General features: G+C 64.0%; 18 protein-coding genes. 12 read left to right on the top strand and 6 right to left on the bottom strand.

Annotated elements, in window-relative coordinates; all coding sequences use genetic code 11:
- The first annotated feature begins 3 nt into the window (after positions 1-3).
- The gene (locus LB524_RS14330; RefSeq protein ID WP_224527382.1) at positions 4-249 is read left to right on the top strand and encodes a MoaD/ThiS family protein; all 246 of its coding nucleotides are present in this window, start codon (positions 4-6) and stop codon (positions 247-249) included.
- 188 nt (positions 250-437) lie between these two features.
- Here the strand turns inward: LB524_RS14330 and LB524_RS14325 are convergent, their stop codons facing one another.
- From LB524_RS14325 to LB524_RS14315, 3 genes are all read right to left on the bottom strand, one after another.
- Positions 438-2,204, bottom strand: coding sequence for a retron Ec67 family RNA-directed DNA polymerase/endonuclease (locus LB524_RS14325; protein ID WP_224527379.1), 1,767 nt, complete (start codon positions 2,202-2,204; stop codon positions 438-440).
- A 130-nt stretch (positions 2,205-2,334) separates the two neighbouring features.
- Positions 2,335-2,601: a hypothetical protein gene (locus tag LB524_RS14320; RefSeq protein ID WP_224527376.1), complete on the bottom strand. Its 267-nt coding sequence runs from the start codon at positions 2,599-2,601 to the stop codon at positions 2,335-2,337.
- A 279-nt stretch (positions 2,602-2,880) separates the two neighbouring features.
- Positions 2,881-3,840: an ornithine cyclodeaminase family protein gene (locus tag LB524_RS14315; protein ID WP_224527373.1), complete on the bottom strand. Its 960-nt coding sequence runs from the start codon at positions 3,838-3,840 to the stop codon at positions 2,881-2,883.
- Between the two features lie 201 nt (positions 3,841-4,041).
- Here LB524_RS14315 and LB524_RS14310 point away from each other — a divergent pair, with 201 nt between their 5' ends.
- From LB524_RS14310 to LB524_RS14300, 3 genes are all read left to right on the top strand, one after another.
- On the top strand, positions 4,042-4,455 hold the full coding sequence (locus tag LB524_RS14310) for a DOPA 4,5-dioxygenase family protein (RefSeq protein ID WP_224527369.1): 414 nt from the start codon (positions 4,042-4,044) through the stop codon (positions 4,453-4,455).
- A gap of 84 nt (positions 4,456-4,539) precedes the next feature.
- Complete coding sequence (locus tag LB524_RS14305; RefSeq protein ID WP_224527367.1) at positions 4,540-5,373, top strand: methyltransferase domain-containing protein; 834 nt, start codon at positions 4,540-4,542, stop codon at positions 5,371-5,373.
- A gap of 199 nt (positions 5,374-5,572) precedes the next feature.
- The gene (locus LB524_RS14300; protein WP_181177909.1) at positions 5,573-5,716 is read left to right on the top strand and encodes a hypothetical protein; all 144 of its coding nucleotides are present in this window, start codon (positions 5,573-5,575) and stop codon (positions 5,714-5,716) included.
- A 69-nt stretch (positions 5,717-5,785) separates the two neighbouring features.
- On the opposite strand, the gene LB524_RS14295 is transcribed toward LB524_RS14300, so the two are convergent.
- From LB524_RS14295 to LB524_RS14285, 3 genes are all read right to left on the bottom strand, one after another.
- A complete protein-coding gene (locus LB524_RS14295; RefSeq protein ID WP_411909915.1) occupies positions 5,786-7,996 on the bottom strand; it encodes a cation:proton antiporter in 2,211 nt (736 codons plus the stop codon).
- 207 nt (positions 7,997-8,203) lie between these two features.
- On the bottom strand, positions 8,204-8,896 hold the full coding sequence (locus LB524_RS14290; protein WP_140724925.1) for a DUF2270 domain-containing protein: 693 nt from the start codon (positions 8,894-8,896) through the stop codon (positions 8,204-8,206).
- A gap of 52 nt (positions 8,897-8,948) precedes the next feature.
- Complete coding sequence (locus tag LB524_RS14285) at positions 8,949-10,172, bottom strand: MFS transporter (RefSeq protein WP_224527362.1); 1,224 nt, start codon at positions 10,170-10,172, stop codon at positions 8,949-8,951.
- Positions 10,173-10,270: 98 nt separating this feature from the next.
- On the opposite strand from LB524_RS14285, the gene LB524_RS14280 reads away from it, so the two are divergent.
- From LB524_RS14280 to LB524_RS14245, 8 genes are all read left to right on the top strand, one after another.
- Complete coding sequence (locus LB524_RS14280) at positions 10,271-11,179, top strand: LysR family transcriptional regulator (protein WP_141906920.1); 909 nt, start codon at positions 10,271-10,273, stop codon at positions 11,177-11,179.
- A 146-nt stretch (positions 11,180-11,325) separates the two neighbouring features.
- On the top strand, positions 11,326-12,057 hold the full coding sequence (locus tag LB524_RS14275; RefSeq protein ID WP_224527357.1) for a gamma-glutamylcyclotransferase: 732 nt from the start codon (positions 11,326-11,328) through the stop codon (positions 12,055-12,057).
- Positions 12,058-12,153: 96 nt separating this feature from the next.
- Positions 12,154-12,477, top strand: a complete 324-nt coding sequence (locus LB524_RS14270; protein ID WP_140617871.1) for an ArsR/SmtB family transcription factor — start codon at positions 12,154-12,156, stop codon at positions 12,475-12,477.
- A complete protein-coding gene (locus LB524_RS14265) occupies positions 12,474-12,905 on the top strand; it encodes an SRPBCC family protein (protein WP_015316759.1) in 432 nt (143 codons plus the stop codon). The genes LB524_RS14270 and LB524_RS14265 overlap by 4 nt, the downstream gene beginning before the upstream one ends.
- 73 nt (positions 12,906-12,978) lie before the next feature.
- Positions 12,979-13,371, top strand: a complete 393-nt coding sequence (locus tag LB524_RS14260) for a VOC family protein (RefSeq protein ID WP_140663587.1) — start codon at positions 12,979-12,981, stop codon at positions 13,369-13,371.
- A gap of 39 nt (positions 13,372-13,410) precedes the next feature.
- Positions 13,411-13,632 (top strand): hypothetical protein, encoded by a 222-nt coding sequence (locus LB524_RS14255; protein WP_224527354.1) that lies wholly within the window; start codon positions 13,411-13,413, stop codon positions 13,630-13,632.
- Positions 13,625-14,071 (top strand): DUF1801 domain-containing protein, encoded by a 447-nt coding sequence (locus LB524_RS14250; RefSeq protein WP_140824324.1) that lies wholly within the window; start codon positions 13,625-13,627, stop codon positions 14,069-14,071. Before LB524_RS14255 ends, LB524_RS14250 begins: the two co-directional genes overlap by 8 nt.
- Before the next feature lie 32 nt (positions 14,072-14,103).
- A complete protein-coding gene (locus tag LB524_RS14245; protein WP_140716554.1) occupies positions 14,104-14,496 on the top strand; it encodes a DUF1801 domain-containing protein in 393 nt (130 codons plus the stop codon).
- Positions 14,497-14,622: the final 126 nt, after the last annotated feature.

Below are 14,622 nucleotides of genomic sequence, written 5' to 3'. Positions count from 1 at the left end.
GAGATGGTGGAGGTCACGCTTTGGGGGGCGCTGGCTGCGACCGCCGGAGGCCAGAGCAAGGTCGAGGTCGAGGCCAAGGACATCAGGGAGCTGTTCAGGAAGCTAGCTGAACAGTATCCCGGCCTGGAGCCATGGATCGACCGGGGGATTGCCGTGGCGATCGACGGAACGATCTATCGCGATACGTGGAGCAAGAAGCTGCCGCCGGGGGCGGAGATTTTTTTGCTGCCGCGGTTGGCTGGGGGGTGAGGGGAGTGGCGCAAGGTGTAAGTGTCAGCTTTGCGCCGCATGCGATGCAACCAATATGTCAGTGGTCGTGGATCACTTACCGGCTCGAAGTCCAACACCCGCGCATAAAGCACATGCAGCAGCCTTAGGGCTGCTTTTCATTGTCGGTCCAAATATCGATAACCAAGGCGCTACTTATTCTCAGTCGACTAAGGTCCGCCAGCCGCCACCGCTGAGCTCGACACAGCGGCGACCGTAGGCGAGACGACCGTGGTTTTATGGTGATCGATGACTTCCGCGATGGTCGCGAGCAACGGCTTGAAACCATCAAAATTCACAGTTGCCTTATTCGCGGCGACTACCTTCGTCGCGAACACCTTTTTCCCGTAAAATTTGGTGCCGTCTTTCTCCGCATTGGTCTTATCGAACGTCTTGCCGTCGTAGTTCGTCTTTAAAAGCGCAACGTCGAAAAGCCGCTCGATATCGGTATCTTTATTTCCAATCTTAGGGATGGGCACAACGTAGAGATTTGCCCCCATATGGTACCAGGTCTGAGAACCGTCCACCTTTTTCCCGGTCTTGGATTCGACAGCAGCGAAGAGCTTTTTCGACCCGTCATCGGAGTCACCGATTATAATTAGTGGGTGTTGCCCGCCACTTTTGAACTTCCTGATGCGGCTTGGGTATGTGTTAGCCAGCTTTCCCAGCTCACCGGCCCCGCCGCTCAATTGCTGCAGTGCCGCCGATGTTTTCGTATACTTAAACAACTTGATTTTCAGTTCGCCGGCTGGGTTCGTGAGCGTGGGGTAGATGGGTGCAAGGGCTTGGATGGCAGATTTGATGTAGATGTTGTCCGTGACTCCCTCGCAGAGGACGACCGGCCGTTCGATGCCATAGAGGTCGACGTAGTCCACGAACCTCTCGAAGAGTTTAGAACTCGCCCAGAGCTTGCCACCTTTCGGCCTTTCCTCTTGATCCTCAGGCGCCGCTTTGATGAGCGGGCCTCTACCGCGAACCTGGTAAATATAGGCGAGCCGCCCGCGCAGTTTCCGGCGCGGCAGCGGCTGCTTGACACCTGCGATTTTAACGAAGCACTCCCCATCCATAAAAAGGTGATGGCACATGGCAGCGGCTTCTGCGTAGTAGTTCGCCGGAACGTTCACCTTTTGATTGACGACGACACCGGTTACTTCCTGCCGAGAGTAATCCAATTGCATACGGGTCTTGGCTGCATTAACCTTGAACCCAGCCTTTTTTATTACCCTAGAGAGGCTGATTCCAGCTTCCCACAAGTTGATGCTGCTCACGTTCCGCCGTCCAATTGCTGGCGCAAAAATCTTTTCGCTGGACGAGAATGTGATGTCGTCTGCGTACCGGGTGTAAGTGCAATTATGCCGATGCGCCAATTCGTTAAGCCGGATATCCATAACGCTAGCTATGAGGTTAGAAATGACCGGCGAGCATGGACTTCCTTGGGGTAACTCGTTGTCATGGCAGGCGATTTGCGCAAGCACAGTTGCGACAGCGGGCTTCAGCTCGAAGTCGTTATGCTTCATAAAGAAACCGCGCACCCGACCAAAATTGATGGTAGGGAAAAAGTCCTTCAGGTCCACATTGAACACATAGCGTCGTTTACGATGGTTCTCCCCATTTGTCATGATGGAGAGCTTCTTCTTAAAGCCGTGCGCGAGAATGCAATTTGTCTTCTTCACGCGCGACTGTTCCAGAGCCTGTTCGATTTCTAGCAAGTCCTTCGCGAGCCGCTTCTGGATCGCTTTCAGCGTTCTATGGGGTGCTTTGATCGTCCGGACACCACCTGTCTTTTTAGGGACCGTGAATTCTTCGTATCTGTCGCCCAGTGGCAGATGGTAAAGCGCATAGGAGATGTGGGCTGGCTTCAGACCAAGAATCTTTGCAAGGTCGGTGATGTCCTCCGCTTTCCGATACAGCTCCAATTTAAGCGATACGACTGTCATGGGGGTGGCTTGCGGATACTCCTAAGCGATTCAGCGTAGTATCGCCCATATCGTCATGTTACTGTCGGCACTCTGCAGGTAGCACTGAGGCCGTCTTGCTTTCACCTGTGAAGATCCCCCACAGAAAAATCTATCCGCAAGCCGCGCCCTGTAGACAGGAACGAATCTGATTCTTCAAGCGGTCAGTAAGTAAAACCTGGGTACTACGGCCGTGCATCACTGCGGCGTGTCGGTTTTGGGCCGCAAGCCGGTCACTATGTTCCACAAACTCCAGAGCGCGGATGACCGTCTTCACGTCGGTCAGATAGTCGTCGTTATCTTCGATCTTGACGGTCAGTCTGACGGTATCACGGGCGAGCGCCATAGCTTCTGGCGACATGCCACCGAGTTGGCGCATGACCGCAGCTCTGGTCTCGGGCTTATAGGGCCGATTCTAGGTGGCGGTTGGGGCCTATCAGGGCCAATTCGGTCTCGTCGGTGACGGTATGTATGACAGCGGCCGCGTGCTGCTCCTGATAGGTGTGCAACTCAGTGTTAGGCGCTGGCTGGTCGTTGAAGGGCCGCCTTCCGGGTCGCGGTTGACTACGCGCTGATAACAACGCCTCCAGCATTGGCAATTCGACCTATGATTGCGTTCGACGGCGCGACAGTGGGAGGGGCGGGCGTCGCCCTTACCCTACGCCCCAACCGCTCCAGCCGCCTGCGCGCGCATATACACCAGCCCCGCCACCGCCAAATCCCCCACGGCCAGCCCTCGAAAAACAAACGCCGTCGTCTCGCCCGCGCTCTCCCGCCCCGCAAAGTCCCCACAAACCAGCCCCGTCAGGTCGCCGACAACCAGCGCCGGGTCGACCATCGGCTTGGCCATGTTTCTCTCCTGCTCCAGATCATCCACGATGATGCGGTCGAAGCGGGGCATGGTCTCTCGCAGCCAGGGCAGGGCCTGGTCGGTCATCACGGCGAAGCTTCCCGGCTTCAGCCAGTTGGCGTCGAGGAAGGGCGCGGGTTTGGGCACCAGGGTCACCGTCGTCACCACCATGTCGGCGCCTTCGATCGCGGCCCTTGCGGTGTCGCAGGGCACGGCCTCCAGTCCGCGCGAGCGGGCCATTTGGCACAGCGCGTCGCGGTTGGCGGTGCCGCGGCCGAAGGCGCGGATTTCGCGCAAGGGGAAGAGGTCGGCGAAGGCTTCGAGGTGGCCACGCGCTTGCACCCCGCAGCCGATGAAGGCCAGGGATGACGCATCGCCGCGCGCCATGCGCCTGGCGGCGACGGCGCTCAAGGCGGCGGTGCGTTTCTCCGTCACCCAATTGCCGTCGACCAGGGCAAGCGGCAGGCCGGTTTCGGCGTCGAGCAGCGTGATCAGCGAATTGAGCGTCGGCAGCCCGCGCCCGGCGTTGCGCGGATTGACGACCAGCGATTTCGTCGCCAGCACGGGCGGCGTGGAGGCGACGCCCAGCGTCGCCATGATGTAGCGGTCGTCGCCCGGCAGCACGACCGCCTTCGGCGCGCACCAGACCTCGCCGCGCCGCTGGCCGACGATCTGGCGTTCGATCTCGTCGACCATGTCGACTGTCGAGATCGACAGGCGGTCGAGCAGCTGGGATGACAGATAGGGCAAGGTTTCGGCGGTGTTCATCTTGTCACTTTCCAAGGGGACGATCAGACTACACGATGTGCGCGGGGCCGAAAGCCTCGCGGCCGGCGGCCTGACGGCATGCCTGGGAGGCGGGAACCGCGTCCAGCGGGTGCCGATCTTCCCGGCGGGTGGAGCGGCAGTCGGTGACCTTGCTTAAGACCGCGCTCTCGGGCTGAATGGCGGGAGGAGGAGGGCATCGAGATGAGCCAAGACAGTCCACGGCCACTTGCCGAGATCGCCAGCTATCACGCGCATGTCTATTTCGACGGGCAGGCCGAGCGGCAGCATGCCGAATGGCTGCGTCTTCGCATCGGCGAGCGTTTCCGCGTGCGCCTGGGCAATTGGCACGACAGGCAAGTCGGGCCGCATGACAAGGCCATGTACCAGGTCTCCTTCGCGACCGGGATCTTCGGCGCGCTGGTTCCGTGGCTGATGCTGAACCATGGCGGGCTGAGCATCCTCGTCCACCCGAACACGAGCAATCCCAAGCGCGACCATCTGGTCGATCCCATCTGGATCGGCCGGCCGCTGGCGGTGCATGGCGACGTGCTTCCGGACGACCATGAGGCGGAAGAGGCGCTGGAACCCAACACCGAGCCATCCCTGCCGACGTAGACCGGCGTCGGTTCCACGCCGCGCGGGCATTGCGCGATGCCGTTGGGTGCGCTTCTATCCCTGCCGCGCCATGGGGGTCATCATTTGTCTGGCAGGAACCAAACGTCCACCGGTCACGAAGCGAGCGAGGCCGGCTGGCTCGATCTTCATTTCGAATCGTCGCGGCCCGAATACGAGGCGGCCTTGCTCGACGCCGGCATCCGCCCGGGCTGGAGCGTGCTCGACGCCGGTTGCGGCAGCGGCGGCTTCCTGCCGCTCATCGCGAGCGCCGTCGGCCCCTCCGGCTTCATCGCCGCGCTCGACCTCGCGCCCGAAAACATCGGCCGGGTCGAGGCGCTCGCGGGCACGCTGCCCGAGCCGCCGGAAATCGCCACGCATGTCGGCAGCATCCTGTCGCTGCCATTCGCCGACGCATCGTTCGATTGCGTCTGGTCCGGCAATGTCATGCAGTATCTGACGCCGGCCGAGTTCGTGCTTGCCGTCGGCGAGGCCAGGCGCGTGCTGAAGCCGGGCGGCATCCTCGCGGTCAAGGATTTCGATTCGACCATCCTGCAGATCCTGCCCATGGACCGCGCCTTGCTGGCGCGCTTCATGGTCGCCAGGCTGCAGGGGTTCCGCGACCGGGGCGTGCTCGGCACCGATTGCGGTTCGACGCTTCCGGCGCGCCTGCGGCAGGCGGGCCTGGAGGTCGTCAGCCGCAAGGGCTGGCTGGTCGAGCGCTGGGCGCCGGCGCCTCGCTTCACGCGCGACTATGTTCGCGACCTGCTGGCCTATTTTGCCAGCGTCGCGCCGGGCTACGCCCTGCCTGACGCCGACCAGGCCTATTGGCGGGAGCTCAAGCAGCGGCCGGATCGCCTGCTCGACGATCCCGATTTCTGCTACCGCGAGTTCTTCGTCGTGGCGGTCTGCCGGACCTAGCGCTCGGCCGCGACAAACCGGTGCCCCGGCGGCTGCGCGAGGCCGGGGCATACCCGCTTCCGAGATCCAGGCCAAGCCAAGCCGCATTCGCCAGTCATCCAGTCGAATGGCCGGCTTTCGATCGAATTTCTTTGCAACCCGTTAATGCGGCCATGCGTCAATAAGCATCTGCTAATTATCCGGTGGCGTGGGGTACGCAATGACCAAGAATCTTGGCAATGGACGCTATGTGCCGCCCAAGGACACAAGCGTCTCCTTGTTCGGCAAGGTCGCGCCGGCGCTGTTTCCGCTCGTCGCGGCGGCGCTGGGCTACGTGATCGGGCGGCAATTCCTCGGCCTGTAGCAGCAATTCCAGGAAAAATGCGTAGCGCTTCCCCTGGGGATTTGCGTCCTCTGGCAAGGCCGACAGGCATCAAGCGCCGGTCTCGGCTGCCGCCTCCTCGGCGGCGGCTTCGGTTCGGCGCACGCGGTCGCTGGCCAGAAGCACGACCGGGCAGGCGGCGGCGGCCAGAACCGCGCTCGCCGTGTCGCCGAAGAACAGCTCGTCGCCTGGCCGCTGCGTGACGCCCATCACCACCATGGCGGCGCCCTTGGCTGCTTCCCTGGCGATCGCCCTGTCGGGCGTGGCGCGCGTCCTGATCGCGGTTTCGACGGCGACGCCATAGCGGTCGGCGAGATCGGCGACATCCTTGAGCACGGCCTCCTCGCGGCGGTGCGAAACCGAGCTCGGCCGGCTGCCCTTGCGGGCCTGCGAGACATAAAGGACTTTCACGCGCGCCCGGTGCGGCCGCGCCAAGGCGAGCGCGAAATCGGCCGCGCGCCGCGCCACCTCGGTGCCGTTGACGGGAACCAGGATGGTCGCGCCGGCGCGCAGCATCGGCATCTTGCCATCGGCCTTGGCGCCATTCAGCACCAGGCAGAGCGGGCCGTCGAAGCCGCTGGTGATGGCGTTCAGCGTGCCGCTGAAGGTGCCTTCGGCCAGCGCGTTGTCCAGCCCGACCAGCAGCAGGCCGTAGCCCTTGCGGGCTTCCGCGGCGATCGTCTCGGTGGTGGCTTCAAGCTCGGTGCGGGCCGTCAGGTGGACCTTGTCGACGGGCGTATCCTCGGCCTTCCTGACAGCCTTGGCGCTTCTGGCCGCACCCCTCTTGACCTGCTTGGAGGCCCGCTCGGGACCTTTGTCGCGGACAGGGCCGGGCAGTTTGCCGTCCTCGAGGTGGAGCAGCGTGGTCGGCATGCCGCTGCCACCGCCGACGAGACCGGCGAGGTAGGCGGTGAACTTGCCGACCGAGCTGTCATCGACGAGCAGCAGCAGCCGCTCCAGCTTGGAGACGAAGCCGCGCTCGTCGAGCAGTTCGCGGTCGACGCGCTGCCTTTCGGTGTCGCCGACCGGCAGCCGGCCGAGCGCCCAGCGCAACATCGGCGGCATGGCCAGCGTGGTGATGACGGCCATGGTGACGATCATGGTGAACAGATTGTGGGAAAGGATGTTCATCGACAGGCCGATCGAGGCGACGATGACCTCGGTCGAGCCGCGCGCGTTCATGGCGCTGCCGACGGCGGTGGACTCCTTCAGGGACATGCCGGCCAGGCGGCCGCCGAGGAAGGCGCCCGAGAATTTGCCGATGCTGGCGATCGCCACCAGCGCCAGCGTCAGCAGCGCCAGCATCGGGTCGGCAAGCACGGTGAGGTCCGCGGACAGGCCGGCCATGCCGAAGAACACCGGCATGAACAGCGCCGTGATGACGCCGCGCAGCTGGCCCTCGATGTGGTCCGACAGGATCGGCGATTCCCCGACCAGTATGCCGGCGACGAAGGCGCCGAGCACCGTGTGGACGCCGATCAGGTTGGTGATCAGCGCCATCACGCCCATGATGATGAGGATAACGGTGATGACGGCGTATTCGCTGCGGAAGGAGTCGTTGCTCCAGCGGATCAGGGTGAACACCAGGCGGCGGCCGATGGTGAAGGAGAACACCATGAACAGCGCCACTTCGGCGACCGTCAGGACCAGTGGCAGCACCTGCAGGCTGCCATTGGTGGCGATGCCGAAAGTGACGGCGATGATCAGCCAGCCGATCGTGTCCTCGATGATTGCCGAGGAGACGATGATCTGGCCGAGATTGCGGCGCATGAAATTCATCTCGCGCACCACCATGGCGACGATTTTCACCGAGGAGATCGACAGCGCCGTGCCGAGGAACAGCCCGGCGACGATGCGCTCGCTTGGCTCGGGCAGAAGCGAATCCGGCAAGACCTGCGCCAGCGCGAAACCGCAGGCAAAGGGCAGGACGACGCCGGTGATCGAGATCGAAAAACAGGCCGCACCCACCCGCCGCACGAGCCGCAAATCCGTCTCCATGCCGGTCAGCAGCAGGAGCAGCAGGATGCCGAGCTGCGAGACGGCATCGATCATGCTTTTCTGCGCCGGATCGGTGGAGAAGATCAGATGCTGGGCGCCGGGCCAGAGCCAGCCGAACAGCGACGGCCCGAGCAGGATGCCGCCGATCAGCTGGCCCATGATCGCCGGCTGCCGGCAGCGCTGGAAGATTTCGCCAAGGCCACGGCCGACCAGAAGCAGAAGCACGATCTCGGCGACGAACAGCCCTTCGGCCGAGCCGCCCATGCCCGAGGCGTGGCCGGCCGGCTGCGCGGCCAGCGCCTGGCTTGCCGGGGCGAGGGCGACGATGGCCAGCGAAAGGGCGGCCGCGGTGCCGTGCGACCTTGTTGCCAGTGGGTGGATCATGGGTCCCTTCAAGACGCCGCCGCGGACTGACCATCACAACGCGCGGCCGGGGTTTGCGTTGCAGCCATCCATCACGAGGTATCGAACTCAGACGTGGACGTCGCCGAAGGAGAGTTCGCCGTCGTCGCCCGGTGTCAGGAAGGCGGCTGCCAGCAGGACGGCATAGAGGAGGGCAACCACGGCGACGATGACTACGCCCGGAATGGGACCGAGCGCCGCGGCGCCGACAGCTTCGCGCATCGTGCCGACAAAGCCGACCGGCACGCCTTGGTCAATCAGGCTCGGGGTCGACAGTTTGAGGATCCAGGCGAGCAGCAGGATCAGCATCATGTGCAGGTAGTTGCGGCGCAAGCGGCGCGCCAGCGCCACGCGCTGCGAGACCAGGAATTTTGGCGTGCGCAGGCTCTCGCCGAGGATCAGCAGCCAGTCGGAGGCAAAGTCGGGCTGCGGCGAGAAGATCTGCGCGAAATAATGGCGCTCGAACTGGCGCACGCGGGCGCGATAGACATCGAAGAAGCGGTAGCGGCGCGCCTCGATCCACAACAAGAGCAGCACCAGCAGCATGGCGAACAGCAGCACGCCGTGATGGGCACTGGCCGTCGACAGCGACACCGACAGCATCGCCGCGACAACGGTGATCGCCCAATTGCTGGTGCGGTCGAGGCGGTCGCGCCAGCCCGCCATGCGGGCGATCTCGGCGCGATGGAAATGGGACATCACGGTGACCAGCTCGCCAGGCGAAAGCGGCCTGCCGACGGGCGTTGCCGGCGCATCGTTCATGACTTCCTCCCCGCCGACAACGCTTATGAGGCAATGTCGTTCCGGCCAGCGGTCATTCGGGCCCGCCGGTCCAGTCGACCAGCAGGGCAGCGAGACCAAAGGCGGCGCCGATGGCGCTGAGACAGGGCCAGCCGCCCAGGGTCCAGCCGATGCCGGCCAGCAAGGAGCCGATTGCGCCGCCGATGAAGAAGATGCCGACGAACAGGCCGTTGAGGCGGCCGCGCGCCTCGGGACGCAGCAGGTTGATGGCGCGGCGGCCGAGCGTCTGGTCGCCGGTGACGCCGATGTCGAGCAGCACGGCGCTGACGCCCATCAGCGCGAGCGGTGTCCATGACGCGCCGGACTGAAAGGAGCCGGCCCAGGCCGCGAGTACCAGCGCGCCGATCAGCAGGAGATGGCAGAAGATCGTCGCCGCCCGCGTCCAGCCACGGTCGCCGGCGCGACCGAACAGCGGCGTAACCACGGCACCGCCGGCGCCGACGAGCGCGAAAAGCGCGATGCCCCGTTGCCCGAGGCCGAAAGGCGCCTGCGCCAGGCGCAGGGCCACCGCCGTCCAGAACAGACTGAACGCCGCCATCACCAGCGCCGCGGTCAAGGCGCGGCGCCGCAGCACCGGCTCTTGGCGCAGCAGATGGAACAGTGAAGCAATCAGCGCGCCATAGGACGATTTCACCTCCGGCCGCCGTCGCGGCAGGGTGAAGGCGAGCACGATGGCGAGCAGCGTCAGGGCGGCGGCGCTGAGGCCATAGAAGGCGCGCCAGCCCCAGGCATCGGCGATGAGGCTGGCCAGCGGCCGTGCGAGCAGGATGCCGATCATCAGTCCGCTCATCACATCGCCGATGACGCGGCCGGCCTCGCCGGGCGGCGCCATCGAGGCGGCGATTGGCACCAGTATCTGGATCGCCGAACAGGCGGCGCCGAGCACGAACAGGACGATCAGCAGCGAGGCGATGGTGGGCGCCAGCGCGGCGATGCCGGCCGCAAGAGCCGCCGCGCCCAGCATGCGCAGGATCAGGGTGCGGTTTTCGCCGAGATCGGCCATCGGCACCAAGAAGAACAGGCCGGCGGCATAGCCGAGCAGCGTCGCCATGGCGACCAGACCGACGCTCGCTGTGCCGGCGCCGAGCGACGGGCCGATCAGGCCGACCAGTATCTGCGGCGCGAACAGATTGGTGACGATAATGCCGGTAGAGGCTGCAAAAAGCAGCGTCTGCGGGCCGGTGATGGTTCGAGCCGGCAGCCGTCCGGCCAATTGGCCATCATTGGTATCGAGCATGAAATCCTCAATGAAGTTGCATATCCCGTGAGGACTTTATGCCGAAGTTTTATCATGCTACAATTCAATCAAATTGATAATGATTATGCGAGATATGCATGAACATCCACGATCTCGAAGCTTTCGTCGCCGTGGTGGAAACTGGCTCGATCGTCGGCGCCTCGGCCAGGCTCAATCTCACCCAGCCGGGGGTCACGCGCCGCATCCAGAACCTCGAGGATGGGTTGGCGACAGCATTGCTCGACCGCCAGTCGAAGCCGCTGAAGCCGACCGCCTCGGGACGCGAAGCTTATGAGCATGGCCGGCGCGTGCTGCGTTCGCTGGAGGACCTGAAGGCAGGCGTGTCGCCGCAAGGCGAGGTCAGGGGCGAATTCCGCCTGGGCATCATGCCCTATCTCTCGGATGCGGCGCTGGCGCTGCCGCTCGATGGCCTGCGCGCCGCCTTCCCGCAATTGACGCTGCGCATCACGTCGGGCTGGTCGCCAAGGCTGGTCGAGCAGGTGGCGCGCAGCGAGGTCGACGCGGTGGCGGTGTGCCTCGCCGAAGGCCTGGCGCCACCGGACGAACTGGTCTGCGACGATCTCGGCGTACAATCGGTGCTGCTGGTCGCGTCTCCCGGCCTTGGCGTGCCGAAGCAGGCGAAGCTTGCCGATCTATCGCGCTTTGCCTGGGTGATGAACGAAAACGGCTGCGGTTTTCGCGCCTTCATCCGTCAGAGCTTCGAGGCCGCGAGGCTGCCTTTCCAGGTCGGCGTCGAAGCGCTCAGCGTCGATCTCAGAATGTCGCTGGTGGCGCGCGGCCATGGCATCGGCATCGTCACGCCGGGCGCCTTCGCCGACAGTCGCTGGCGCGATGCCGTCGAGGTGATCGACTGCCCCGACTTCAAGCCGCAAGTGCGCGCCTGGCTGCTGCACCGCCCGCCTGCCGGGCGGCTGGGGCGCCCCATCGCGCTGTTCCGCGATGCGCTGATCGATGGGCTCAAGCTGCCGATGCCGCTGGTGTCATAGGCACGCCGAACGTCGCCCGATTTTGTTGAATCTGATCAAGCTGCTGCACGGGATGGCTCAGGTATGGATTCCAGGTTTCGAACGGTTCTGGCTCTTGAGAATCCCCTAGCCTTCAGCAACATGGCTGCCATGGCCGAGGCACGACAATGAGCAAGCCGATTTCCGCCGCACCGCGCAAATCAACGCCACGCAAGGCGCCGATGGCGCTGACCGAGGCGCTGGTGGCGCGCACCTTGCGCGTGGTCGAGGATGCCGGGCCGGTGCCGGGCATGATCCCGATGATCGATGACGACTATGCGCGGTTTCGCGACGAGATCCTGGCCTCGGCACCACCCGGGCCGCTGAAGCTGTTCGCCTATGGCTCATTGTTGTGGAAGCCGGCGGGCGAGGTGAGGGGCGGTGAGCGGGCGGTGGCGCGGGGCTGGCACCGGTCGTTCTGCTTCACGGTGCAGCGCTTTCGCGGCACGCTCGAGCAGCCCGGGCTGATGATGGCGCTCGACCGTGGCGGCCAGTGCCAGGGCATGGTGTTCGAGATCGCCGAACCGGTTGCCGCCAATCTGGAAGCGCTGCTGCGCCGCGAAATGACCATCCTGCCCGCCGTCAACGTGCCGCGCTGGCTGCGGGTCAGCACCGAAAGCGGGCCGTGCCTGGCGCTCGGCTTCGTCGTCGATCCCGCCAACCCGCGCTATGCCGGCAAACTGGACAAGCCCGCGGTCGCGGCGACGCTGGCGAACGCCGTCGGCCATTGGGGCTCGGGCGCGCAATATCTGTTCGAGACCATCCGCCATCTCGACGCCTGCGGCATACGCGACCGCAATCTGTGGCAACTGCAGGAACTGGTGGCGCGCGAGATCGGTCGCAGCCACGTCGCCGTCTAGCCACCACCGTATTCAGGACGCTGCAATCTTTCGCTTGACGAACATATATCCCTGTGGTTATACGTCAACCAATAGCCAACGGGTTATCGATTAGAGATGCCAGACGCTCATGACACGCTCTTCAGGACCCTCGCCGACCCGACACGGCGGGCGATCTTCGAGCGGCTGTGCCGCCAGGGAGAGCAGACGGTCGGGGCGCTGACCAGCCAGTCCGGCGTCTCGCAGCCGGCGGTGTCGAAGCATCTCGGCGTGCTGAAGCAGGCCGGGCTGGTGCGCGACCGCCATCAAGGCCGCCAGACGCATTACAGCGCCCAGCTTGCCGCGCTGGCGCCGCTGATGGACTGGACACGCCATATGGCGGGGTTCTGGGAAAGCCGGTTCGACGACCTCGAGGATTTGCTCAAAAGGATGGACCAGTGAACGACAGTGCACAGCAAACCCGCACTGTCGTCGTCGAGCGGGAGATCTCCCATCCGCCCGAAAAACTCTGGCGCGCGCTGACGCAACCGCATCTCATCGAGGAGTGGCTGATGAAGAACGATTTCAAACCCGCCGTCGGCCATCGCTTCAACATCAGCGCCGACTGGGGCGGCGTGCTGGACTGCGAGGTGCTTGCCGTGGAGCCGCACAAGAGGTTGTCCTACAGCTGGAACCTCGCGCATCAGGACCCAGCGTTCGATCTCAGGAGCGTGGTGACTTTCACGCTCACCCCGACGCCAACGGGAACCCATTTGCGCATGGAGCAGGCCGGTTTCCGGCCCGACCAGAAGCGGGCCTATGGCGGCGCCAAGGTGGGTTGGCCGCAATTCCTGGAAAAGCTGGAAGAGCTTCTGGCGCGGACGGACTGAGGCCTCGAACTGAAAGCCACACAGAAATATCAGAGGGCGGGTTCTCCGCCGGCAAAACCATGGAGAAAAAGCGATGAAGATCAAACTGACCAGCATCTATGTCGACGATCAGGAAAAGGCGCTTGCCTTCTACACCGGCGTGCTGGGCTTCACCAAAAAAGCCGATTTCAGCAATGGGCCGTTCCGTTGGCTGACGGTCGTCTCGGCCGAAGAGCCCGACGGCACCGAATTGCAGCTGGCGCTGAACGACAACCCGGCGGCAAAGGCCTACCAGCAGGCGATCTTCAAGCAGGGCCAGCCGGCGCTGATGCTCTTCACCGACGACATCAAGGGCGACCATGAGCGCATCAAGGCGAAGGGCGGTGCCTTTGCCATGGCGCCTACCGACGTGACCGGCTCGACCATCGCCAAGTTGGAGGATGGCTGCGGCAATCTCATCCAGATCACCGAACTGGCGCGCTGGTAGGGCGCCGGGTTTCAACGCATAGCGCAAGAGGAGGCAGAATTGGACTGGAGCAAATGGATGCGGCAAGCGCATCGCTGGCTGTCGATCGTCTTCACGGCGACCGTCGTCGCCAATTTCGTCACCATGGCGTTTGGACAGCCGCCGGCCTGGGTGGTCTATTCGCCACTGCCGCCGCTCTTCCTTATGCTGTTCAGCGGCCTCTATATGTTCGTGCTGCCCTATGTCGCGAAAGGACGCAGCGCACAGCGGGCCAATGGATAGGAGGAAAGCGCATGGCCAAGGCGACCCGGCCAAGGCTGAGCCGAAGCTGCTTTCCGGCGGCAACCCGCAGATCGCCAAGGATTATGGCGACGCTCCGGTGCAGGCCTATATCGCGGCAATGCCGGGCTGGAAGCGCGAGATGGGCGGGCGGCTCGACGCGCTCATCGAGCGCGCCGTGCCCGGGGTGAACAAGGCGGTGAAATGGAACTCGCCTTTCTACGGCGTCGAGGGCGAAGGCTGGTTCCTCAGCTTCCATTGCTTCACCAGATACATCAAGGTGGCCTTCTTTCGCGGCATGTCGCTGGATCCGGTGCCGCCGGGCGAATCCAGGAGCCAGGACACGCGCTACCTCAACATTCATGAGGACGACGCGTTCGACGAAGCGCAGTTCAGCGCCTGGGTGAAGCAGGCGAGCCTCTTGCCTGGCGAGCGCATGTGAGTGCCCTATCTAGCATTCGAAGGAGAAACGGCATGACGACCACCCAGGACAGCAAATCTCCCTCCGAGCTGATCGACGGCAGGATCAAGGAATTGGGCGACTGGCGCGGCGAGATGCTGGGGCGGCTGCGCACGCTGATCCATCAAGCCGATCCCGACGTGGTCGAGACGTGGAAATGGCGCGGCGTGCCGGTGTGGGAGGATGCCGGCATGATCTGCACCGGCGAGACCTACAAGGCCGTCGTCAAGCTGACCTTCGCCAAGGGTGCCGCGCTGCCCGATCCCGCGCGCCTGTTTAATTCCAGCCTCGAAGGCAACACACGGCGCGCCATCGATTTCCAGAAAGGCGAGGAGGTCGACCAGGAGGCCTTCAAGGCGCTGGTACGCGCGGCGGTGGCTTTGAACAAATCCAAGTCCCGAAAGTAATCGTTCATTGTGCATAGAGGTCACGGTCGGCGCTGCCCCTCACTGTCCTGCCGGACATCTCTCCCCGTAAACGGGGCGAGAGGGCTGCCGCGAGGCCGACGCTCTTTCCGCAACGCCGGCGATTGG

This window comes from Mesorhizobium sp. ESP6-5 (assembly GCF_020164695.1).
Taxonomy (GTDB): Bacteria; Pseudomonadota; Alphaproteobacteria; order Rhizobiales; family Rhizobiaceae; genus Mesorhizobium; species Mesorhizobium australicum.
The sequence above is the reverse complement of the archived record's forward strand: the minus strand, read 5'-3'. Positions and strand labels throughout refer to the sequence as shown.